This window comes from Paenibacillus oryzae, from assembly GCF_001675045.1.
Classification (GTDB): domain Bacteria; phylum Bacillota; class Bacilli; order Paenibacillales; family Paenibacillaceae; genus Pristimantibacillus; species Pristimantibacillus oryzae.
In genome coordinates this window covers 1-22130 of the sequence record NZ_LYPA01000067.1, presented here as the reverse complement: position 1 = coordinate 22130, position 22130 = coordinate 1, and the positions used below count along the sequence as shown (strand labels likewise).

Sequence of the window (22130 nt, the reverse complement as noted above, 5' to 3'; positions counted from 1 at the left end):
AAAGCCTGGCGGCAGAATATCTCTGCGCCGGGCTTTTTTGTCGTTGCCTTGTTTAACCGAGTTTCAAAAGGAGTGCAACTAATGAATAACAGCGAAAAAATTATGGTTTGTATTAACCAGCCTGCAAACGCAGATCGACTCATTCGTCGAGGCGGGCACTTGGCCACTCTCTTACAGTGCCCATTGCTTATTTTAAGCGTAGATGATGGCTCTCCCAATTGGATAACGTTGGCCGAGCAATACAAAGCCATCTTGTTGACACAATTTCCAAGGAGCAGCAGCATAACAGAAATCATTGCCGACACAGCAAAACAACATGATATTACCCAAATTATTTTAGACTGTCCCGATCAAACACGATGGCAGATCATTTGGCAAGGTTCTTTTTTCAGCAGCCTGCTCAAGCATATAAAAGATATTGATATACATGTCGTCTCCGCAACACAATCGTAAACTTGTTATTGACAATCGTGTCGCCTTTTACGCTTTGTTACCGGCAACCAACCCAAATGATTAGAAAGATGTGATCCAATGAACCGTGAAATTTTCGTTTACCAATGTGATGGTGTTACGCTGGAGTATTCGGTTATAGGCAATGGAATGCCTATACTGCTATTCCACGGCGGACATTCCAACTGTCATGAGGAATTCGGGTATATGCCATTGCTAACCTCAGGTTATTCTCTCATCACGCCTTCTCGCGCAGGATACAGTCAGACTTCCATCATTGCGGATATAAGAAAAGCATGCTGGATATATAAATCGTTACTTGATCATCTGGCTATTGAAAACGTGCATGTTATATCTGTTTCAGCGGGAGGGCCTACAGGAATCGTATTTTGCTCCATGTTTCCAGAGCGGGTTGCCAGTTTCACGCTACAGTGCGCGGTTACAAAACCATGGCTCACAAAGGAAGATAAGGAATATAGGATGGGTAGCCGTATTTTTAAACCCGGTGCTGAAAAAAGAACATGGAGGCTGCTTGCAACGATGAGCAATCTGTTCCCTAAACTAACTTGCAGATTGATGGCTCCTTCATTCTCTAAGCTGCCATTTTCACAAATAAAAGAGCAAATGAATGGCCATTTCATTGAGGAGTTTCGTAGAATGAATAACCGTCAACGTTCATACTCCGGTTTCATGATTGATTTAGAACAAACTCAACAAGATTATTCCGAGGAGCTGGCAGCGATTCAAGCCCCCACCTTGATCATGCACAGCAAAAACGATAAATTGGTATCCATAAGTCATCCAGAAAACGCTAAAGCAAAAGTCCCTCAATCGGAAGCGGTCATTCTTGACTCATGGGGCCACTTGATTTGGCTTGGAAAACATGCGGCAGAGTACAATAACGCACTTATTTCCTTCTTATCTAGACTGAGAAACTAAGAAACGTTCCTGATGGCTTCCCTAAAGTCCAGGGCCACCCCAACCAAACGAAACAACCCGTCAGGCTTCTGCCCGACGGGTTTATTTCTTTCAGTCAGCTCTACTATTTCCTAAATTGATTCGGCGACAATCCGGCCCCCATTTCTTGCGCAAGCTCTTTAACACTGGGTATACCGCTGTTAACAACATCATGATGAATTGTTATGCACTTTGATAAAATGAATCGAATATTCGAGGCAACAAAACGATGCCCGCTTCCGTTTATAAATATAAAGAAATCTTTTTTTAAGGGAGAGGCACGGATGAAGAAGAAATGGAAGGTTATTTTATTTAGCATTATTGGGGCTAGTGTGCTTTTAGCCGTGTTAGGAGCGTTATACGTCAATAACATTGGATATAATAATGTAAAACATATGTATCTTTTAGAATCAACCGGTAAATCTGTTATGAGGATAGATAGTGATACGCCTAGTCGAGAGCGCTATCTCACTAAAGAAGAGGGCGATCCACAGGAATTGTTGAAGTCACGTATGGAACAAGAAGGGTGGGTATATAGTCAACAGGAGGGATCGGGTTATTTTTTTAAGAAAGATGGTAGGGAAGAAATCGTCACTATGCAGCAATGGAATCATTTCTATATTATATACAGTTTGAATGCTGGAATTGCAAACCTTGAGGATTAGACAAGAAAACACCCCCTCTACTTTGTAAGTGACCACTGAAAAATCCTTTTGAACCGACCTCCGTGATGACCAGCGTACCGTGCTGTCGCCAGCAACATTGCCTGCCCCTGCTTACAGACTATTGCTGCATCACTGCTGGCAGCTCGGCGAGCTGGCCCTCCAACGAAATCGGATCGCCATATAACCAATCTGTCGTCAGCAGATGGACGCGTCCAGCTTGTACAGCCTCTATGCTGCGCCACAGCTCACTCTCACATAACCGTTGAAATTGCAGACGGTCCTCCTCTTCCGGCCCCACCACAATAAACAAGCGATCCCCGGCATAATGGGATAGCTCGCTAATCAACGCATGTTGATTCTGGTCGTGGTCAACTTTTTAATACTATTACTGTGCGTGACTGTGAAGACAAATTCACGAGTGCAGTATGTAAGTAAACGGATTTGATAGTTGAAATGTGGACGTTCCATCTCTTTTTCACTTCATATTTTATGAATCCGCCTAAGTTGCAGACTCAGCATTTGGCCGAAACTCCACCGAGGCCCCTAATTCAATCAAATTTTCCTGAAAGTGCCGCAATCGAATTAAGAAGCCACTGCCAACAACAATCTCTCGCTGAGCTGCCAGAGCCAGAGCTTCCGCCAATGACACATCGAGCACTTGCCTGAGAATCTGCACGACCTTTAGTTTTTGTGAACCAATATCCGTGATGACCAACGTGCCGTGCTGAAGATCATTTGGATCGTAGTCCGCTTCTGTCTCCACCGCTTCTTCCTCGCACTCACGACTGCGACGCTCCTCATGAACCTCGCGCCAAAACGAAACCGACATGTCGGTTTCAGTCTCAATGAACAGCAGCGCCTCCGGGGCAGCTTCTTCCAACCCGCACAGCGCTGATAATATCTGGCTAAAACGCTGAATGCTCGGAGCAACTACCGACGCCTCCCAGCTTCCAGCGCCATGCGGAGCGTAATAGACTGGAAAGTTGGCCGCTTTCTCGTTGACATCGATAAAAAATGGATCGTCAAAATAGTTTCTGGCAATCACATACCAACCCGGCTGCCATGCCCCTTTTGTTGTTGACACGAGACTTTCACCCGTCAGCCCATTAGAGTGGAAACCAACCTGCCACGCCTCTAGCTCATTGGTGCGGGGATAGTGGTAGGGTAAGGTTAAATCACCAACGACAACTTGCGACTCAATAAAATGCTCAACTTCATGCGAAGTTATTTCATAGAATGGATCACGTTCATTAGGCGACATGCAGCATATCCCTCCGCATACTGTTTAAATGACACATTTAATTTCTCGACCTCCATATCGTCATCATTGGCTTTATTAATCTTGCTTTTTGATACTTTTAAGTATATCAGAGTAAAAATTATGGCTCAATTTAGTAAAGCGTCTGTGAAAGGAGTTTAGCGAACTGGAGAATTTGATCTTTACTCACTGAGTTTTCCATCCTGGTCGCTCCTTTAAATTTAAGTCATTTAACGAAAGTGCAAGTAACTGAAGTTACTTTCTCATCACCTGCAGATATCTTCTTATATGTCGAACAACATATTTCGAATCCGGCCCCACCCCCCTCAACGTGGCTGAAGAAAAGGAACGCTGTCCTTCTAGGCCAATAAAATATAGCCCGGAAACATTCTCACATATCCCCGCTCTTTGAAGTGGCTTCCCGTCTAACCCAATTGCACCGGTTTTTTTAAGATGAGTAAGTTCTGGGCGATAACCCGTAGCAAAAATGACAGTATCAACTTTTTCTTCAGTTGAGTCTGGCCATAGAACCCCATCTCTAGTAAATGAAGTGAACATTTGCCTTTGACCCGGATTGCCCCCCTTCAATCTGACTTCATAATCGCCTAAATCAATTACAGAAGAAGTGGTAGGTGTCTTCTTTCCCAAACGCCAAAATTGGAATGCATCTAACCCTGTTGACCTTAACCAATAGTGCAAATCAATTCCAAAACGCTTCTGATTAACGATTTTAATGGGTTTCAAAACAGCAAGGGACGTATGGCTTATTGCAGACAGCTCAACGGCAATCTGAACGGCGGAATTTCCGCTGCCAACAACAAGTATCCGCTTATCTTTAAAACGCTCTGGGGTGCGATATTCGGAGGAATGAAGGATTTCCCCTTGAAACACATCAGTTCCATTAATACTAGGCATGAATGGACAATTAAAAGAGCCTGTTGCATTGATTATCGCCTTTGCTTTGTAAACCTCACCTGATTCTGTATGAATGTCGAAGTCTTGATCCTTCTCAATGGATGTTACCTTTTGTTGTGTTCGAATTGGCAATTCAAATTTCCTTGCATAATTCTCCAAATATTGAATAACTTCATTTCGGTAGGGGTATTTAGACCAACGCCCCTGCATCTTCATCCCTGGTAGTGAGGATAAGCTGGTTGGGGAAAAAAGCTTCAAGCTGTCATAATAATGCGGCCATGATCCATAAGCATGCGAGCTTGCTTCCAATATAAGAAATTGGAGGTTCAACTTTTTCAAATAATATCCCGAGGCAAGACCAGCTTGGCCCCCGCCTATTACAATAACATCCCACAATTGATTCATTACCTTCAGGCTCCTTTTATTTGCATTTTGCAAGTAATATTCAGCACTAGCCATCATACTTACAACACGGTACTGTTCATTAAGAACTCAATACTTGTAATTTGCAAGTATTTAAGTTGTTTTGATTATTGAGGCGGTACACAGCATGAGCCCGATGTAGCCATGGTCTTATTTAATAATTGAATGGATTGAAGAACCGTTTCCTTGTCGGATTCACTCATGTGGGAAAATATTTCATCGAAGTACATTTTCATCTGCTCATCAATCATTGTTGCTACAAATTTCCCTTCTGTTGTTAAGGACAAAATAAAAATCCTTCGATCCGCGGTATCTGGTTTTTTTTTGACCAGGTTCATTTTAATCATGGTTTGAATTTGTCTGCTAAAGGTCGTAATGTCTGTCCCTAGCGTATCTGCAATTTGTTGGATTGAGGGCTGATGTTGACGGTCTATTTCATAAAGAATATGGCTTTGATTTAATGTAATATTAAAACCACCTAAGGTACAGCAGTTTTTGTTTAGGAAGCCAAACCGACGTGTCATGATTTGAAATAGATCTCGTACGTTCTCCACAGCTATCACCTCCTCTACAGTTATACAATCATTATTTGCATTTTGCAAGTATTAATTTATTTAAAAAATCCTATGTATCCATTGTGCATTTAAAAAGGCCGATTGAAAAGCCCATTGCCAGTTAAAAGACAATGAGCCCTTTCTCAATCATTCACCTAAAATTTTCTTTAAGGCTTCGCGTTGATATTCCCGGTTATTAATGATTGGACGAATGGCTACAGTCATCGTTTCTGCTCCAGTCCTCCCCTTGCCGCCGCCAAAATGAAAGCCTACTAAGGCTCACTTCCCATCAATGGCAAACTGTTTGATTCGAGCCTCGATCTCGTCCCGAACACGTTGGAACACGCCCCACCGCTCTTCTTCGGTGCCGGTTGCTTTGGCAGGGTCATCAAATCCCCAATGGAAACGAATAACATGCGGTGGTGTAATCGGACATTTGTCATTTGCATCTCCGCAAAGGGTAACTACAATATCGGCTTTATTTAAAATTTCCGGATTAATGATATCCGAGGTTTGATTTGAAATATCGATCCCCTTCTCTGCCATAGCTCTAACTGCTTTTGGATTCAACCCGTGTGCCTCGATGCCAGCGCTATACACATCGAATTTCTCACTAAGATAGTGATGTCCGAATCCCTCTGCTATCTGACTCCGGCACGAATTCCCTGTGCATAAAAAATATACGATTTTTTTGTTCGACATTACGATTCCTCCAGTTCTTCTTTAACTAGCTTCTTTTGAAAAGTACTTGCGTTGAAAACGAAGAGCAATGTTGACTAATGCAATCATCACCGGAACTTCGACCAAAGGACCAATGACAGCAGCGAAGGCAGCACCGGAGTTCAATCCAAATACGCCGATGGCCACTGCGATTGCAAGCTCGAAATTGTTCCCTGAAGCCGTGAAAGCTAGGGATGAACTAATTTTATAGCTGGCTCCTGACCTCTTCGCCATGAAGAATGAAATAAGAAACATCACTACAAAATAAATCAATAACGGCACAGCGATTCGAACCACATCAAGCGGCAATTGTATAATCATTTCACCTTTTATGGAGAACATAACAACGATGGTAAACAATAACGCAATCAAAGTAACTGGACTAATTCTAGGAATGAATTTCTCTTCATACCAAGATCGCCCCTTCGCCGTGACCAATACATAGCGAGTCATCATACCAGCCAGAAACGGGATCCCAAGATAAATGAAAACACTCTTGGCCACTTCCCACATCGTAATGTCCACCACGATGCCTTCGAGTCCAAACCAACCGGGCAGAACCGTAATGAACACATACGCATAGATCGAATAAAACAAAACTTGAAAAATGGAATTAAAGGCAACCAGGCCAGCAGCGTATTCTGTATCTCCTTTACATAAATCATTCCATACAATGACCATGGCAATACAACGAGCCAACCCGATCATGATTAGACCAATCATGTATTCTGGATAATCATGAAGAAAAACAATCGCTAATATGAACATAAGAATGGGACCAATTAGCCAGTTTTGCAGTAAGGAGATTAATAAAACCTTTCGATCCCTAAATACATGACCAATTTCTTCATAACGTACCTTAGCTAGTTGAGGGTACATCATTAGAATCAGCCCAAAGGCGATTGGGACAGATGTGGTTCCCACCTGAAAGCTATTTAACAGCCCTGTAAATTCGGGTAATATATAGCCAATACCAATTCCCAAAACCATAGCAACAAAAATCCAAGCTGTAAGATAACGATCAAGAAATGAAAGCCGCTTACTCACTATTTCCTTCATCATCCGAGCTCCTTCACTCACAATTAACAAGCAGACCTTGCTGCCTCAACCTTAGCAGTTCACCTGATAAATCGGGGAGATTGGACAGCGCAAAGCCAATATCTTTTAAAGGCTGCTCATTAAGCGAATAGAACACCCACTGCCCCTTCCGAGTTTCACTTACCAATTGAGCTGATTTCAAGCGACTAATGTGTTTGGAAATGGCCGGTTGGGATATATTAAAAATGGGGACCAGTTCACATACGCAACAATCTCGCGTACGCAGTAAAGAGATCATTTTTAGTCTTGTTGGATCCGCAATCGCCTTTAATACATCCGCTAATTTATCAAACTCCACCTTAGTCACCTCCTCATAAGTATATAACTATATTGTTATGTGTTTATAAATATGTCAAGCTTTGATTACTGCTCACCATTGATTCTTACTGAAAAATTGAAAAGATGTGCTATTCAAATGAAAAAGGAGCTTAATTTAAGCCCCTCCATTTGCCTTATGCAATTTTAAGTTTGTTTCTTTAACATCTTTTCCATGATCATAACATCAACCATATTTCCATCTAAAACCCCTTGCTTTTCAAAGATCCCTACCTCTCGATAACCATGTCTACGATACAATTTTTGACCAGCAATATTATTGGGAAATGTGAAGAGGATGATTTTATAAAACTGATTTTCTTTTGCTGCTTGTTCAAGAGCTGATAACAGGTGACCGCCCACGCCTTTACCCCTATACTCACGTAATATGTAGATTGACAAATCTGCGACACCGTCATAGGCACGACGTTGAGAGTACCGATTTAAAGACGCCCAACCTACCAACCTTCCTTCATTTTCTGCAACTAATACTTGATATCTGTCCTGGTGATCTTCAATCCAACTTCTCATGTAGTCCATATTCTTTGTTTCTGTCTCCAGTGTAGCAATCCTATCTTCAATTCCCTGGTTATAAATTTTTAGGATTGCCTCTAAATCAGATGATAATGCAGATCTAACAATATAAAATCTTTTCTGTAACGAATCACTAGGTTCCATTCTTACAACCTCTTTCATAGTTATACTGAGTCACCGTCATACTCTACATTGATTAATCAAGAATAAACTATTTCTTTTTTATTGTGAATTAATTTCATATCATCTATTCCACATATCTTGACCTGATTATCTCACCAACCGTGCTTATTCCATTCCCTCAGAGCCGCTTCCGTATTGAAAACCTGCTCAATCGAAGCAATTCATCAGTGTGTGCGTGTGCCCCAATCTTTAGAATTTCTTCAGATTTCTCACCAGAAGTTCTTTATAGGTTCTTTTTATAATGATTGCAAGTAGAAGCATTAATTTAAAGCACTTATCATTGGAGTGGTTGATTTGATCCATTTTCCATCATCATTATTTCGTAACAATACTATTCGAACGAATATTTTAATTAGCGCCATAATCAGTTTCTTGGCCGGCTTTTTCTCTACATTCTTTTTCACATTTTTATTAGGTTCATTTGCTTTTCTAAGTAACATTTTTTTCATTTATACACAGTTGCCTTACTTCATCCCGACCTTTTTTTTAGTTGCCTTCATCCTGTCGTTTTTAGTGTTAACACATTTTATTGTAAAAGATTTAAAAGTGATTAATCGCTCTATACGAACCATCGCTAACGGCGATCTTGGATATAGATTTCCAGATATGCAAATTAGTGAATTCAAAAATTTTTCAATTAATCTGAATACCATGTTAAATCAAATTCAAAATGAAGCCATAGAACATAGCCATATGGAGGACGCTCATATGCACTTAATGAAAGCAGCGTGCGAAGAATTATATGTTCCTGTGAATCAATTAATTAGCAACGTACAGCATTTATATATCCATTCAGCCAAAAAATCACAACAATACGTACACCTTTTACAAGTTATTCATGAGGATGCACTTCAGTTGAAAGAAATCATGGATGATTTATTTGAACTGGCACGACATACCTTCACAGAAAACCGCTTGAATTTAATTCGTACTGACCTTTCCCTCTTTGTAGATGAGGTCATTCTCGGCTTAATTCCGTTTACAGAAAAAAAAGGAATTTCAATTAAGAAAGAAACAATTTTATTTCCTGTTTACCTACCGATCGATATAACCAAAATGACTATGGCCATAACTCATCTTTTTAAAATTCACACGAGTAATATAAACAATAATAGAGTAATTCGTTTCACAATGGACGTGGAGAATAACAACATCGTTTTCAGCATGGAAAATCAAACTGAATCTGAATTCGATGCTGCACAGAATCCGCTTATGATTAAGTCTCATAGGACACTCGCACTATCTATTGCTCGCACAATCATTGAGAAGCACGGAGGCTCTTTATCGTTAAGCCATATCAACAATACCGTTTTGATCAGGTTACCTTTGGATAGACAAGGCTCTCCGCAATGAAACATACAAATCTTTAGATTTTCATCCATTTGTTTTTTCATCATTGCTTTTTCGTTAGGTCCATTTGGCGTTCCCATTCCAAATGAAATCAAAATCCTTACTGCGGCGATATTAAGTCAAAGCGGAGAACATTTTAGACCGTAAAGGGAATACTGCTATCTGTGTTGGCATGTTTATCCCCGTCGTCCGATATTTTTCACCTTTACTAATTGGGCTAAGCGGCATTAAGTACAGAATATTTGCTGTGATTTCATACTCCGTTGCAATTTTCTGGACAACGCTACTGTTTGCAATCGGTACTTTTTTTGGTGAACACCTGCTCTCTGGGCTTCCGATTCAAGACAAGCTTCCTGCCCTTACTATCTGAGCTTATGGCTATTTAAAACTCAACAAGATGTTAATTCCTTAACTTACGATGGAGGTCATCAAGATGAAAGTCAAAGATAATATGGTTTTTTTACGTAGCTTTATGAAAAACCCAAAACACATAGGAAGTATCATTCCTAGTTCCAGGTTCCTAGCTAAAAAAATGGTCAAACAAGCGCCCTGGAGTGAGGTTAAGGCCATTGCTGAACTCGGATCGGGAACCGGAGCAATAACTCGACATATTAGCAATCATGTTACGGATTCAATGAAAGTGCTAATGTTTGAAATGAATGATAAGATGAGAACAAGTCTGGAACACGAATTCCCCCAGTACTCAAGTTATAAAAATGCAGAAAATCTGGCAGAATGCATGAAGCAACAACATATCGAACAATTAGATTGTATATTCAGCGGTCTTCCCTTTTTTAACTTCGAATCTGAATTAAGAAAAACACTGGTGGATCAAATTGTTCAGGCTTTGAAGCCTGGAGGATTATTTATCGCTTTCCAATACTCATTACAGATGAAGAAGATACTTTCTGAGCATTTTATTATTGAGACCATTCCTTTTGTTCCACTGAACATTCCGCCAGCTTTTGTTTACGTGTGTCGGAAAAAGAAAACGTAATTGAATCATTTATGATTTTGAGTTTCTATTATATGATCCAAAAGGAGCAATTCCAATGAATACCATTCTTGTTGTAGACGATGATCCTGAGATCAGAGATATCATCCACGTATATTTACGTAATGAAGGGTACACGATCATCGAGGCTGCAAATGGTGAAGAAGCCTTGCAGGCGTTCGAGCACCAAGCCTCAATCCAACTTGTAATCCTAGACGTCATGATGCCAAAGATGGACGGCATTCAAGCCTGCTTCAAAATCAGGGAGATCTCCGACGTACCGATTATTATGTTATCAGCCAAAGAAGAGGACATTGATAAAATTACAGGATTAACTACCGGTGCAGATGATTACATGACCAAACCCTTTAATCCGTTAGAACTTTTGGCTCGAGTAAGAGCCCAGCTCCGGCGTCAGAATTTACTAAGCAAAAAAGAAGAAATCAAAGACCTTATCATCATTAGAGATCTAATCATCGACAAGAGCAAACATTCCGTTAAAAAAAACAACAAAGAAATCTCATTAACACCTTTGGAATTTTCTATTTTAGAGCTGCTTTCAAGTCGACCCGGGCAAGTTTTTAGCCCGGAGCAAATTTATGAAACGGTTTGGAACGAGCCCTATGGTTATTCAGACAATACCGTGATGGTTCATATCCGGAATTTAAGAGAAAAAATCGAGGATACACCAAGAAGCCCTCAGTACATTAAAACTGTGTGGGGAGTTGGGTATAAAATTGAAGCGACTATTTAAGAAGCCCCGGAAAAGAATTCAAATAAACATCTTGCTCCGCGTTGTATTAAGCGCCACACTTGCGGCTGGTTTAAATAATCTTCTCATCTTTTTCATAACCAATATGAATGGGTGGGAGAACGAATGGATTCGAACTCTCTTCCCTTATTTTATTACACCCTTTTTTGTTTTGATATTTATCTTAACATTTTTACTTTCCACCAGACGCATTGTTAAAGATTTAATGTCCTTAGAACGTGGACTTCAGACCATATCGGAGGGAAACTTAAGTTATCGTGTATCCATGAATCGCCAAGATGAACTCGGGCGAGTTGCTCATAATATTAATCAAATGACCGAACGTTTACAAAAGCAGATGTTGAAAGAGCGTGAGATCGAAAATTCCAAAATGGAAATGATTACGGGTATTTCACATGATCTCAGAACCCCTCTTACAAGCATCATCGGCTATATTGAGCTTCTGAGAACCAATACGTTTCAAAATCAGGAAGAATACAACCGATTTGTTAATAACACACATAACAAAGCCATTCATCTGAAAAAATTGCTTGATGATCTGTTTGAATATACAAAGTTAAATTCAGTGGATGCCACATTGGATTATAAACAAGTTGATTTATGTCAACTAGTAGATCAATTATTATTTGATTTTGAGCCTATCGCTCAAGAGAACCATATTCAACTGCATAAAGATATTGGTGATTCCCCGATTATCATGAGTATCGACAGCAATAAAATTGCCAGAGCTATCGATAACCTGCTCATGAATGCCTTGAAGTATTCTTTTAAACCCGGAATGATCTATGTTCGGATCAAAAAGGAGCTTACAACGATTACATTAGAAATCGAAAATAACGGAACACATCTCACGAGAGAACAAGAAAACAAACTTTTTGATCGCTTTTACAAAGTTGACCATTCCAGGAGTAGTGAGGGCATTCAAAGCGGTTCTGGCTTAGGACTTTCCATATCCAAAAATATTGTGGAGTTGCACCGCGGTACAATTGTATTAGATCATGTAGACACTCGGTTTACGTTTAAAATCACTTTGCCTATCAATAATCCCAGTTAAGATGTACTCACACCATCATTTGATGTTTTACGGAGGAGAAAGACTTGAAGCTCTACAATTACTTGCTTTTATTACTAGGATTTTTGAGGAACCCCAAACGGGTTGGAAGTGTTTTACCTAGTTCAAAATGGTTAGCGCAAAAGGTGGTACACTCAGTGCCATGGAACGAGGTGAGTTCTATAGCCGAGCTTGGTTCAGGTACAGGGGCAATAACCCGATTAATTCAATACCACATAGCTGAGCCTACAAACGTTTTTTTATTCGAACGAGATCCCGGTATGAGAAAACGCTTGAAATCGACTTACCTTCACTTCCAAATCAGTTCAAACGCCTCATATTTATACAAAAAAATGACTCAGCAAGATCTCCAAAGCGTAGACTGTGTCATCTGTGGTTTGCCCTTTTTCAATTTTTCCAATGAAATGAGGCAGCGAATATTAGACCAGATTCAGTTAGCCCTGAAACCTGGAGGCATACTTATTGTTTATCAGTTTTCTCTTCAAATGAAACGCACACTAAACCACCATTTTATCGTCGAAGAAGTGGCCTTTGTACCTTTCAATTTCCCTCCTGCATTTGTATACGTATGTCACAAAAAATGAAAACCTTCATTATTATGTCGGGACATAAATCAAATGAGCAAGATGACAAACGGCATTTCCTCTGCTCGTTTGCTACCTTGCTCATTTTTTCACAAACGTCAGAGCGCTTGTTGAATTTGAAACACAATCTGGTGCATGACGGATCCCACTATTGTTGCAGATCCAGCATATTTACAACTGTTCTGCCTCTAACTTTACCTTGTAAGATGTTAGTTAGCGTTTGGGGTAACTCTCTTAATGATACTTCATTTATTATTGTCTCTAAACCATCTGGCTTTAAATCCGTGGCCATTTGGTTCCATAGTGCTTCTCTTAAATCTTTTGGACAATAAACCGAATCTATTCCTAATACATTCACACCTCTAAGTATAAAAGGGAAAACGGTTGTTGGCACTTCGGCTCCTCCAGTTAATCCACTCACAGCAACAGATCCTCCATATTTAGTGTTGCTTAGGATAGCAGCTAATGTCTTACCGCCTACTGGGTCAACTGCGCCTGCCCAGTTCTCTTTTCCAAGAGGACGTATTTTTTCAGGTGTAACATCTTCGCGCGAAATCACTTCCTGGGCTCCTAATTGCTTTAAGTAATCATATTCAGATTCTTTGCCTGTACTTGCGGTTACCTGATAATTCCGTTTGGCAAGCATTAAAACTGCCATACTCCCTACGCCACCAGTTGCTCCAGTGACTAAAACGGGACCTTTTTCTGGCGTTAGTCCATTTTTTTCTAATTGATGAATTGAAAGAGCCGCAGTAAATCCTGCAGTTCCAAAAATCATCGCTTCTTTCAATGTCAAATTATCTGGCAGAGGTACTATCCAATCACCCGGAACTCTTGCATATTCACTGTATCCGCCATAATGAGAAACACCTAACTCATAACTTGTGACAATAACCTCGTCACCCTCTTTATAGCGAGAATCTTTAGAAGAAATAACTGTTCCTGCAAGGTCGATTCCGGGAACAAAGGGATATCTTTGAACAATTTTTCCGTTTGGCGTACTTGCTAAACCATCTTTATAATTTACACTTGAGTAATGAACTCTTATCGTCACATCTCCGTCTGGCAAGTCATTAAAAGATAGTGATTCAATATTTACTGAAAAACTCTCCTCCGTTTTATTTACGACAAGTGCGCTAAATTCCTTTGGCATCTAAAAACTTCCCCTTTCAGACTAGTTAGTTAGTCATATTCCTAAATTTATCGTAATACATTTTATTCTGTCCGGTCAATATATTTTTGATGTGCCGTATAAAATACTCGTAGAAGTTGAATTTTTTTTGTATAATATTCTTTGGTTTCGAATGGAGGTTCGATTGGATGGTTAAAAAAGCTGAACAAAGACGCAAACAGATATTAAAAGCTGCCTTTCAAGCGGCAGCTGAAAAAGGTTATGAATCCGTGACATTGCAGGATATTGCAGAGTATGCACAGGTAAGCAAGGGAGTAACGAACTACTATTTCAAAAATAAAGCAGATGTATTTGCTCACTTATTTGAGTGGTTAACCTCAAGAATTTATGAAAAAGAAATTAAATCTATTGATGAAAAAGAAACAGCTATTGAAAAGTTAGAAGCATATATAAATCAGGTCTTTACCAGCCCTAATGAAAATAAAACTTTCTATCGTGTGTACTTGGATTTTTTAGCACAGGTAAAAAATAATAATCGATATAAAGAAATTAACCAACAATTCTATGAAAACTGTTGGTCTATCAGTAAAAATATTATCACGCTGGGAATCCAGGAGAATGTGTTTACAGTAGATAATATTGAGCAATCTGCCATTAGTATTCGGTGCATGATTGATGGCAGCTTAATTCAGTGGTTAATGAGGGATGATGATAGCTTGCATAATTATTACCGAATTGCATGTTATGAATCAATTCTCCAGATCTTAAAATATAAAAAATAAACATTTAGATAGATGAAGTGGAATCGAGTTGGGACGGTTTACCCTTTTCAAACCGGATGCAAGATTTTTTCAAATTGATTCTACAACTGCCAGGGTGTCCAAAGAGCAGCCTACCCAAACGAAATAACCCGTCAGACTTCTGTTTGACGGGCTCGTTTTTATTTTGATCTCTATCAATAAAAAATCCGCTCGTCCCGCTTCTCCTTCAAAATCTCCACCGCCTCGCGGAACCGCATGGAATGCACAATTTCCCGCTCCCGCAGGAACTTCAGGCTGTCCTGCAAATCGACGTCATCCGTCATGTCGATCAGCCATTGGTACGTTGCCCTCGCTTTTTCCTCTGCCGCGATGTCTTCATACAAATCCGCAATGGGATCGCCCTTGTCTGCCGCGTTAACTTTTTCGAGGTCTCCTCCGCTTTCGTCATAAGTAGAAACTTGAACGATACCCCGAAGGTGATATTCCAAGCCATTTACGAAAGGTAGTTGAAAAATGTGCAGCACTAGAAAATCCATTAATGACAGCAATACGCGTTATAGTGTAATTTGAGTTTTCCAATAATTGTTTCGCCATCTCAATACGTTTTTTCATGACATATTCCATTATCGTTATGCCTGAGACACGTTTAAATGTGTGGTGAAGGTAATACATATTGATATGCAAATTTTCTGCTATTACGCTGAGTGTTAAGTGCTCTTTATAGTTTTCATTTATAAATTTAGTAATTTGGCTAACCAATTCTTCTGTTGGACATAAAAATCGGTCTGGTCTACATCTCTTACAGGGTCTGTAACCCCCATGAACAGCATCATCCACAGACATAAATATTTCAACATTAATCTGATTTGGAACTCGTGATTTACATGATGGTCTACAAAATATCCTTGTAGTTTTTACCGCATAAAAAAACTTTCCGTCGTATGAATGATCGCATTGGGTAATGGCATGCCATTGTTCTTCTTGCATATTATGTGAATCCTCCTCACATGTTTATTATAACTGACAATCGATCCTTCCCTATAGATTTTTGAATGAGACAACAAGATTTTGAAAGATCACCATCACATTCCCTTGTTATAATCACTTAGAAAAATCGAATGTGAAGGAGCTTATCTATGCATAAAATTGTAAACCCGAAAATTTTCTATTTCGGAACTCCAGTCGTACTTATCAGCACTCAAAACGAGAATAATTCGGTAAATTTAGCCCCTATTTCATCTGCATGGTCGCTACACCAGTCGTTTATGCTTGGAATCAGTAACCGATCTCAAACAGTGCAAAATCTTCTTCGTGAACGCGAGTGTGTCTTAAACTTTCCATCCGTAGATCTTGTTCACGCTGTGGATCGATTGGCTCTCCTCACTGGGCGCAATCCTGTTCCTGATTACAAAGTACGACAGGGGTATAGGTATGAACCAGACAAATTTGGTACGGCCCAATTGACTCCAATACCATCAGATATAGTAAAACCCTCATGTGTTAAGGAGTGCCCCGTTCAACTTGAAGCAATTGTAAAACATGTTCATGATTTTGGTGATGATCCGAGCACATTAGCTGCTATCGAAGTTAAAATTGTGAAATCGCATATTAACGAGCAAATATTGATGGATGGAGAGGAGAATTATATTGATCCAGATAAGTGGAATCCGCTAATAATGAACTTTTGTGAGTTTTATGGTATCGGTGAAAAGGTTCATCCGTCTAGATTGGCTCCAGTCTTCGCACCACCTGTCCGTCAATGATGATACACTCAGTTAATAAGAACAGACGCCCAAGGGGCTGTCCAAAAAGTCCTAAAATAAAAGGGCTGGGCTAGAAAACATAACGTTTTCCGTCCAGCCCTTTTATGTGTCTGCTTTTGCAGGGATATCGGGAGGTGGATCCCCGCCACTTTCAGCAGGTTGTGGGCTAAAGCACAATCCCAAACTCCGTGTGAACCTTCTCCAGCCCTCGCAAGGAGAAGCATCGGAACGACCGGTTGCCCTTGATGTGACCAAATACGCTCTCGACTTCGACTTTACGCCGAACATAGATCGCGGATTTCCCGTCATCCTCAAGAGCTCTTTTGGCCTTCGCTTTTAACTCCTCCCAAATGGTATTCCAGTGAACCTGGCGATTTCCTTTGGCTTTCGTGCAGCTAGCCTTGAAGGGGCATTCCTTGCAATCTTCACATTCATAAATCTTGAAGCTTGCTCCATACGGAATGAGAAAATCAAATCGGGGATCCTTGTCCTCTCCTACCGCATACAAGTAGTTTTCATCGCTGCCGTAGCCCGCATCCGCTATGACCGTTTTGGCATGGGCAAAGAAGACACCGCCAATTGGGCAACTGAAGCCGGGGTACAATGTGCAGATGGCAACCGAAAACCAGTTTGTTTTGTTCTACAGCTTGCACCAACGTCCTCCCGATACGCGCTGCTTGATTCCACATATGGAGCACGGTTTTCGAGTAGCTGTTGCGGTCGCCAAAACAGGCCTTCTGCTGCTCAAACTTGGTCAGCCTTGGTAGAAAGCCCTCCTGGATTTGCTTCAATGATTGCTTGCAGGTACTTCGTGCTTGGCGTAATACCTTTCTCTTCTCGCGATCCGCAGTCCCAGCCATCTGTTCCGTAAAACGTTCTACCTGCTCTTCCAGTTGAACAGCTGCTTCTTCAAGCTTAATGGGGAGTTGGTCTGGATCTGTCACGATGTACTCACTCGCTTCTTGTTGTGTGAGCTTATGAATATGCGCAAGCGTCTCCCGTACCTTCTCCTTCAGCTTTGCCTCAATGCGTAGCGTGGATTTTTTCCATACAAAAGAGTACGTGTTTGCGTTGGCTTCGATCTTTGTGCCATCGAGAAAGCGCGTGTCCATCGTGATGTAGTGGTCCGCAATGAGCTTCTGGATCATCCTCTCAAACAGCTCATAGCAGGGATGTTTTCATGGAGTAGTTTTTCGATGCCGCGGCACAAATACACCTTTTGAAAGTAGCCGTACAGCATGACCTTGATCATCAATTTAGGATGGTAAGAGCTGCGGCCACCACCTGTATAGTGGGAGAATAACGGTTCGTCCGGAATCCCTTCAATCATTTCATTGATGACTCGCGCTACATGATGGGAAGGAATGTACATCTCTACATCTAGAATCATCTGAGCCTGTTTGTTGTCATAGGGCTTGAAGGTGGGGGCAAGTTGTCGTTTATTTCTTACATGTTCTTGCATTTCTTCTAGTGAAAGTGAAAGCTCCATGGTATACTGTTCGGTAGTAGTCGTTTGATTACGCAAAAAAATCGCCCCTTCTGTAGTGGTTGTGTGGTGACTCCCATTCTACAAGATTTGGCGATTTTTTTGTTCCTATTTTCTACATAACATGATAAAGGGGCAGCCCAAGGGTCAGTTTTACTGACTTTTTGGACAGCCCCATATTAATCCATTGACGTCTAATACTATAAAATAAATTATTACATTAGAACTGGAGTCCACTATTAATAGTAATGGGTACACGATTTAAACTAACCCACTGCGGAATATTATCAGCAAAAAAATGTCTTCTGCCAACCACCTCACCAGTTGCCATTAAAATCCCTGAACTTGAATGTACTACGATTTTGCCGTACGCTGGTCGCATATCGCAAGAAAGATAAGATTGTGTAGCGTTTTGGTTACCGAAATAATTGTTATACTGAACTGTCGAGTTAGCATTAATTGTGAAAGGTGTACCTGGTACAATGTCAGCATCTATTCCAATGAAAGAAAGATCATTTATCGCTGGTTCAGTAAATTGATTTCCATCCTTAGTGTATAAGTATAATGTAGCTTGGACAGGAACATCGCTTATATTATTGATATTTAAATAATAGTCTGTGACATAAGCGCTATTTGTTCCTGCGTATCCACAATGGGTATTGCTTTGAATTGAGAAATTAATTACACGACTCACTTCGGTAAACTCCCCGTTGCAGATGCTGACGTAGTAAACGTCAATACCACAGTTAGTACCACAAACAAACTGAATTTCACTAATTTGCTTTTAGCCATCTTCCAATCTCCTTTGCCTCGTTTAATATTCGCTTACTTCAAAAGTTAAGATCCGGTCAAATAAGATGTAGTCTTTGCGGCTCTTGAATGGGCCTTTAATATTGTCGTGTTTGTTAATTGCATATGAAGCCTTTCCTGTTCCTTCTTGCTTCGCCTCATACCAATTAATAAAGTCGTTAACTTCTTGCATGCTGAGGTCGTATTCCTTTTCTAAGCCGGTTGTCATTGTAACTATCAGGATTGCTCTCGCAGCCTCTGGGATCGGTATTGTAGCAGAGGCAACGTTTGAAGGCGCTCCTTCTCCGCCTACATTTATTGCCGTTACAACGTAGTAATATGTGATTCCAGGTATTACACCCGCATCTGAGTACGTAGTTCCAGGAACACTCGTTGCAATCGTTTCATATGGTCCACCGGATGTTAAAGCTCTTTTAACATTATATCCTGTAGCATTTGTGACAGAAGTCCAGTTCAGATCAACTTTAGCCTCCGAAGCTTGTGCAAATAAACTTGGTGAAGCAATATTTGCATTAATTAAGTAGCCAGCCTCATCGATATCAATTGCATCTAGTCCAAATGGAGTGAACGAGGTAGTTGAGGGGACGAAGTTGTTCATAACAACTTCATGAACTCCGTTATCTAGACCTGTTACTTCATATGCCAATGTCTTCCAGTTATTAATCGTTGACGTATTATTAAGTGCAAAGCTATTTTTCGCACCATCTACATAAATATCAACATTACTAGCTCTATTAGAACCACCAACTGCAATAATTCTGAATTTTGTTCCCACAAACTTGAAACTGACTTCACCCTTATTTGAATAAGGAGGTGTACCATTCGAGTTTGGTGAGGCTGACCCATTGTACAAATTTTCATTATTCCAACGTACATTTACGTCATAACCTTTAGAATACACAATAGCCGGGTTTGTATCATCATATCTTGTCCAGCCAGCCTCTGCCTCTGTGAGTATATCACCTACAACCGCAGCATTGGATATTGAAGGAAATCCAACCAAAGCTACAACAAAGGCAAGAAGAAAAGCAGTAATCATTTTCATTTTTTTGTAATTATTCAAATTATGTCACTCCTCTGTTTGTTTGTTTCAATTTTATATAAGAAAAATCCAAAATAACAGTCTGTTTGTTTTTTCCATTTAGCAGTATGTTTAAGAGTTACAAGTAATATTTTCAGTTATTATTTCCATGCAATGAAAACGCCCGTCATCGTAATGAAGCGCCCCTAGCTAGAATGAAAGTATGAATGAGGAAGTTTCGAAAGTTGGGAGAGTTCGGTCGCCAGAGTCACCAAGAGGCATCACTAAAAAAGTAAAGAACCCTTGATACACAAGGGTTCTCAAGTTATGTGGTAGAGAGGGCTCCAATCTCCATAGGTATACACCCACTACCCCTCAATAAAGCGGACCGCACTTATAAAATATTTTCTAACATCTAAATATGCACTTAGACAATAACTTCACTAGAAAATGGTACATGTACTCCCGTGTAAAGCATAATCAAATGTACAGTTCGTCAACAAATCGTCTCTTAGGCGGACTGATACCTGACCGGTTAATTTTATTTATTCGTTAAGTTATTCTTAAGCAGAATACTCGTCAACACTAAAAGTAAGAATTTTATCGAAAATTACATAATCTTTCCGACTTATGAATGGCCCCTTATTGTTATCATGTTTATTAATGGCATAGGATGCCGTGCCACTTCCGGATTGTTTGGATTCGTACCATGTAATAAAAGAATTGACTTCTTCCATGCTCAAATCAAACTCTTTCTCCAGCCCAGTGTTCATGGTCACAGTAAGAATTGCACGATCGGCTGTGGACTGTCCTGGGGTTGGAGTAGGTAATGGTGTTGGAGTAACTGATGGTTCAGGTGTTGGCTCTATTGTTGGTATCGGTGTTTCAAGAGTTATGCTTTCGACGGTGTTTAGAGTTCCGTTTGTTCCTCCAGTAGAGCCTCCGATAATGTACAATTGGCCATCCACTACAGCTGCACCGCTCTGAAATCTACTAGTAGTCAATTGAGTAAAACTAGAGACTTTGTTTTCTAGTGGATCATAAATCTGAACCGCAGAATGTTGTACGGTTTCATTAGCACCACCTAAAATATAAATTTTCCCATTGAGTGTTGCTATTGCAGCCGATTCAGTAGCAGCTAGTAAGTTCGTTTTTGCTTTCCACATGTTTGAACCCGGATCATACTCATATATTGAATTATATGAAGCACGAGGTGCATTATATGATTTCAATCCTCCCACTAAATAGATTTTTCCGTTATAAGCCACTGCACTTGGTGCATTAGCAGCTACAGGTAAATTAGTTTTAGTTGTCCAGACTTCAGTCGTCGTATTTAATGCCTCGACTGTCGATACAATTCCTGCGCTTTCATTTGCTCCACCTATGACATAAATACTGTCCCCAACTACAGCCGATGCAGCCCACGATCTTCCAACTTTCATCGGGGTCGAAGTAACCCATGTATCCGAATCGGGACTGTAAACCTCCACTTTAGGAGTTCTTAAAGCAACCCCCTTGTCATTATCGTAATAGCCTCCAATAACATAAATCTTATCACCCACAACCGCTGCGGTGGCAGCTGATCTTGCAGTAGGCATATCGCTTTTTTTAGACCAAGAATCTGATGATGGATCATAAACATATGTAGTTTTTTGCTTAATACCAATAGCAGCGTGGCCTGCGTTACCTACACCTCCAAAAGTATATATCTTACCTCCGTATTCTACTATTGCAGCTCCGGCTCTTGCTTCAGGAAGACTAGTTTTTGAAGTCCACACTTCACTGGATTCTGCAAAGCCTGAAGTAATACTAAACAGAGATCCAAAAAATATAAATATTGAAACAAGCCCAATAAACTTCCTCTTCAAAATCAACAACTCCTTTGATATATATGCATCGAGTCTACACTAAAAAAAGGCGAACAAACAGTCTGTTATTCGACAATTATTTACAATACACTTAAGGGTTAATGAAGAATAATATAGAATTTGAAGCATCACAATTATCTGTGCAGATTACTGACACCTTGGCTTGTATCAAAGCAGTCGTCAAGAATTCTATATCGCTCCATACTTAGTTTCCAAACATAAGGAATCAATTTTGTTTATGTTCTTTAACCCTTCTATAAAATGTCGCTTTCTTCAAACCTGCCTTGCTCATGGCTTCAGTTGCAGTGATCTCACCTGATTTCCATTCATCATAAGCTTGAATAAATGCCAAATTAATAATCGACCTAGTACTCTGTAAACCTTAAATTACAGGGTATAGCTTTCTAAGCCTGATCCTAGCGTCTGCTGTAGTAAATTGCCAATT

The 22130-nt window shown here is 40.2% G+C and carries 26 protein-coding genes and 1 pseudogene; 10 read left to right on the top strand and 17 right to left on the bottom strand.

The features are described 5' to 3' along the window. Positions 1-81 precede the first annotated feature (81 nt). The 3 genes from A7K91_RS18420 to A7K91_RS18410 all read left to right on the top strand — a co-directional run bounded on the left by A7K91_RS18420 (position 82) and on the right by A7K91_RS18410 (position 2072). Positions 82-453, top strand: coding sequence for an adenine nucleotide alpha hydrolase family protein (locus A7K91_RS18420; RefSeq protein WP_068685441.1), 372 nt, complete (start codon positions 82-84; stop codon positions 451-453). A 78-nt stretch (positions 454-531) separates the two neighbouring features. Further along, the gene (locus A7K91_RS18415; protein ID WP_068685439.1) at positions 532-1389 is read left to right on the top strand and encodes an alpha/beta fold hydrolase; all 858 of its coding nucleotides are present in this window, start codon (positions 532-534) and stop codon (positions 1387-1389) included. A gap of 302 nt (positions 1390-1691) precedes the next feature. Next, positions 1692-2072, top strand: coding sequence for a hypothetical protein (locus A7K91_RS18410; RefSeq protein WP_068685437.1), 381 nt, complete (start codon positions 1692-1694; stop codon positions 2070-2072). A 118-nt stretch (positions 2073-2190) separates the two neighbouring features. Here the strand turns inward: A7K91_RS18410 and A7K91_RS18405 are convergent, their stop codons facing one another. From A7K91_RS18405 to A7K91_RS18370, 8 genes are all read right to left on the bottom strand, one after another. Further along, positions 2191-2418: a hypothetical protein gene (locus tag A7K91_RS18405; RefSeq protein WP_068685435.1), complete on the bottom strand. Its 228-nt coding sequence runs from the start codon at positions 2416-2418 to the stop codon at positions 2191-2193. Between the two features lie 153 nt (positions 2419-2571). Further along, entirely contained in the window at positions 2572-3333 is a 762-nt protein-coding gene (locus A7K91_RS18400) for an SMI1/KNR4 family protein (RefSeq protein ID WP_068685433.1), read from the bottom strand. A 252-nt stretch (positions 3334-3585) separates the two neighbouring features. Further along, positions 3586-4650, bottom strand: a complete 1065-nt coding sequence (locus tag A7K91_RS18395; protein WP_068685431.1) for an NAD(P)-binding domain-containing protein — start codon at positions 4648-4650, stop codon at positions 3586-3588. A 125-nt stretch (positions 4651-4775) separates the two neighbouring features. After that, a complete protein-coding gene (locus A7K91_RS18390) occupies positions 4776-5222 on the bottom strand; it encodes a MarR family winged helix-turn-helix transcriptional regulator (protein WP_068685428.1) in 447 nt (148 codons plus the stop codon). 279 nt (positions 5223-5501) lie between these two features. After that, positions 5502-5924, bottom strand: coding sequence for an arsenate reductase (thioredoxin) (gene arsC, locus A7K91_RS18385; protein ID WP_068685425.1), 423 nt, complete (start codon positions 5922-5924; stop codon positions 5502-5504). A gap of 21 nt (positions 5925-5945) precedes the next feature. Beyond that, a complete protein-coding gene (arsB, locus tag A7K91_RS18380) occupies positions 5946-7001 on the bottom strand; it encodes an ACR3 family arsenite efflux transporter (protein ID WP_068685423.1) in 1056 nt (351 codons plus the stop codon). A gap of 13 nt (positions 7002-7014) precedes the next feature. Next, positions 7015-7338, bottom strand: a complete 324-nt coding sequence (locus A7K91_RS18375; protein ID WP_068685421.1) for an ArsR/SmtB family transcription factor — start codon at positions 7336-7338, stop codon at positions 7015-7017. 164 nt (positions 7339-7502) lie between these two features. Beyond that, positions 7503-8033, bottom strand: coding sequence for an arsinothricin resistance N-acetyltransferase ArsN1 family A (locus tag A7K91_RS18370; protein ID WP_068685419.1), 531 nt, complete (start codon positions 8031-8033; stop codon positions 7503-7505). 333 nt (positions 8034-8366) lie between these two features. On the opposite strand from A7K91_RS18370, the gene A7K91_RS18365 reads away from it, so the two are divergent. The 5 genes from A7K91_RS18365 (at position 8367) to A7K91_RS18345 (ending at position 12844) form a co-directional block, all read left to right on the top strand. Continuing rightward, positions 8367-9425 (top strand): sensor histidine kinase, encoded by a 1059-nt coding sequence (locus A7K91_RS18365; RefSeq protein ID WP_068685417.1) that lies wholly within the window; start codon positions 8367-8369, stop codon positions 9423-9425. A gap of 430 nt (positions 9426-9855) precedes the next feature. Beyond that, the gene (locus tag A7K91_RS18360) at positions 9856-10419 is read left to right on the top strand and encodes a class I SAM-dependent methyltransferase (RefSeq protein WP_082967571.1); all 564 of its coding nucleotides are present in this window, start codon (positions 9856-9858) and stop codon (positions 10417-10419) included. A 55-nt stretch (positions 10420-10474) separates the two neighbouring features. Beyond that, entirely contained in the window at positions 10475-11170 is a 696-nt protein-coding gene (locus A7K91_RS18355; RefSeq protein WP_068685413.1) for a response regulator transcription factor, read from the top strand. Next, complete coding sequence (locus A7K91_RS18350) at positions 11154-12242, top strand: sensor histidine kinase (protein WP_068685411.1); 1089 nt, start codon at positions 11154-11156, stop codon at positions 12240-12242. The genes A7K91_RS18355 and A7K91_RS18350 overlap by 17 nt, the downstream gene beginning before the upstream one ends. A gap of 44 nt (positions 12243-12286) precedes the next feature. Then, on the top strand, positions 12287-12844 hold the full coding sequence (locus A7K91_RS18345; RefSeq protein ID WP_068685409.1) for a class I SAM-dependent methyltransferase: 558 nt from the start codon (positions 12287-12289) through the stop codon (positions 12842-12844). Positions 12845-12992: 148 nt separating this feature from the next. Here A7K91_RS18345 and A7K91_RS18340 read toward each other — a convergent pair whose 3' ends face one another. After that, a complete protein-coding gene (locus A7K91_RS18340) occupies positions 12993-13997 on the bottom strand; it encodes an NADPH:quinone oxidoreductase family protein (RefSeq protein WP_068685407.1) in 1005 nt (334 codons plus the stop codon). Positions 13998-14164: 167 nt separating this feature from the next. On the opposite strand from A7K91_RS18340, the gene A7K91_RS18335 reads away from it, so the two are divergent. Continuing rightward, positions 14165-14758 (top strand): TetR/AcrR family transcriptional regulator, encoded by a 594-nt coding sequence (locus tag A7K91_RS18335; RefSeq protein WP_068685405.1) that lies wholly within the window; start codon positions 14165-14167, stop codon positions 14756-14758. 173 nt (positions 14759-14931) lie between these two features. Here A7K91_RS18335 and A7K91_RS18330 read toward each other — a convergent pair. Beyond that, positions 14932-15141 (bottom strand): annotated as a pseudogene (locus tag A7K91_RS18330) (manganese catalase family protein); the annotation flags it as partial. 40 nt (positions 15142-15181) lie between these two features. Further along, positions 15182-15724, bottom strand: coding sequence for a bifunctional transcriptional activator/DNA repair enzyme AdaA (locus tag A7K91_RS26145; RefSeq protein WP_082967570.1), 543 nt, complete (start codon positions 15722-15724; stop codon positions 15182-15184). A 149-nt stretch (positions 15725-15873) separates the two neighbouring features. On the opposite strand from A7K91_RS26145, the gene A7K91_RS18325 reads away from it, so the two are divergent. Next, on the top strand, positions 15874-16500 hold the full coding sequence (locus A7K91_RS18325) for a flavin reductase family protein (protein ID WP_068685403.1): 627 nt from the start codon (positions 15874-15876) through the stop codon (positions 16498-16500). A 166-nt stretch (positions 16501-16666) separates the two neighbouring features. On the opposite strand, the gene A7K91_RS27475 is transcribed toward A7K91_RS18325, so the two are convergent. The 6 genes from A7K91_RS27475 to A7K91_RS18295 all read right to left on the bottom strand — a co-directional run bounded on the left by A7K91_RS27475 (position 16667) and on the right by A7K91_RS18295 (position 21685). Next, positions 16667-17008 carry a transposase gene (locus A7K91_RS27475; RefSeq protein WP_068685401.1) on the bottom strand — a complete coding sequence of 114 codons (342 nt, stop codon included), beginning with the start codon at positions 17006-17008 and terminating at the stop codon, positions 16667-16669. Between the two features lie 7 nt (positions 17009-17015). Next, positions 17016-17648: a transposase gene (locus A7K91_RS26765; protein WP_068685399.1), complete on the bottom strand. Its 633-nt coding sequence runs from the start codon at positions 17646-17648 to the stop codon at positions 17016-17018. Continuing rightward, positions 17645-18025, bottom strand: a complete 381-nt coding sequence (locus tag A7K91_RS18310) for a transposase (RefSeq protein ID WP_068685397.1) — start codon at positions 18023-18025, stop codon at positions 17645-17647. Before A7K91_RS18310 ends, A7K91_RS26765 begins: the two co-directional genes overlap by 4 nt. A gap of 181 nt (positions 18026-18206) precedes the next feature. Continuing rightward, on the bottom strand, positions 18207-18680 hold the full coding sequence (locus A7K91_RS18305) for a hypothetical protein (RefSeq protein ID WP_068685395.1): 474 nt from the start codon (positions 18678-18680) through the stop codon (positions 18207-18209). Positions 18681-18800: 120 nt separating this feature from the next. Next, entirely contained in the window at positions 18801-19859 is a 1059-nt protein-coding gene (locus A7K91_RS18300) for a fibronectin type III domain-containing protein (RefSeq protein WP_245697639.1), read from the bottom strand. Between the two features lie 521 nt (positions 19860-20380). Beyond that, positions 20381-21685, bottom strand: coding sequence for a Kelch repeat-containing protein (locus tag A7K91_RS18295; protein ID WP_068685393.1), 1305 nt, complete (start codon positions 21683-21685; stop codon positions 20381-20383). Positions 21686-22130: the final 445 nt, after the last annotated feature.

What these genes read in the sequence shown, in the direction of transcription:
- A7K91_RS26765 (WP_068685399.1), bottom strand. Translation starts at nt 17,648, where the DNA reads ATGATCCAGAAGCTCATTGCGGACCACTACATCACGATGGACACGCGC.
- A7K91_RS18335 (WP_068685405.1), top strand. Translation starts at nt 14,165, where the DNA reads ATGGTTAAAAAAGCTGAACAAAGACGCAAACAGATATTAAAAGCTGCC.
- A7K91_RS18360 (WP_082967571.1), top strand. Translation starts at nt 9,856, where the DNA reads ATGAAAGTCAAAGATAATATGGTTTTTTTACGTAGCTTTATGAAAAAC.
- A7K91_RS18395 (WP_068685431.1), bottom strand. Translation starts at nt 4,650, where the DNA reads ATGAATCAATTGTGGGATGTTATTGTAATAGGCGGGGGCCAAGCTGGT.
- A7K91_RS18420 (WP_068685441.1), top strand. Translation starts at nt 82, where the DNA reads ATGAATAACAGCGAAAAAATTATGGTTTGTATTAACCAGCCTGCAAAC.
- arsC (WP_068685425.1), bottom strand. Translation starts at nt 5,924, where the DNA reads ATGTCGAACAAAAAAATCGTATATTTTTTATGCACAGGGAATTCGTGC.
- A7K91_RS18355 (WP_068685413.1), top strand. Translation starts at nt 10,475, where the DNA reads ATGAATACCATTCTTGTTGTAGACGATGATCCTGAGATCAGAGATATC.
- A7K91_RS18400 (WP_068685433.1), bottom strand. Translation starts at nt 3,333, where the DNA reads ATGTCGCCTAATGAACGTGATCCATTCTATGAAATAACTTCGCATGAA.
- A7K91_RS26145 (WP_082967570.1), bottom strand. Translation starts at nt 15,724, where the DNA reads ATGCAAGAAGAACAATGGCATGCCATTACCCAATGCGATCATTCATAC.
- arsB (WP_068685423.1), bottom strand. Translation starts at nt 7,001, where the DNA reads ATGAAGGAAATAGTGAGTAAGCGGCTTTCATTTCTTGATCGTTATCTT.
- A7K91_RS18370 (WP_068685419.1), bottom strand. Translation starts at nt 8,033, where the DNA reads ATGGAACCTAGTGATTCGTTACAGAAAAGATTTTATATTGTTAGATCT.
- A7K91_RS18410 (WP_068685437.1), top strand. Translation starts at nt 1,692, where the DNA reads ATGAAGAAGAAATGGAAGGTTATTTTATTTAGCATTATTGGGGCTAGT.
- A7K91_RS18325 (WP_068685403.1), top strand. Translation starts at nt 15,874, where the DNA reads ATGCATAAAATTGTAAACCCGAAAATTTTCTATTTCGGAACTCCAGTC.
- A7K91_RS18415 (WP_068685439.1), top strand. Translation starts at nt 532, where the DNA reads ATGAACCGTGAAATTTTCGTTTACCAATGTGATGGTGTTACGCTGGAG.
- A7K91_RS18340 (WP_068685407.1), bottom strand. Translation starts at nt 13,997, where the DNA reads ATGCCAAAGGAATTTAGCGCACTTGTCGTAAATAAAACGGAGGAGAGT.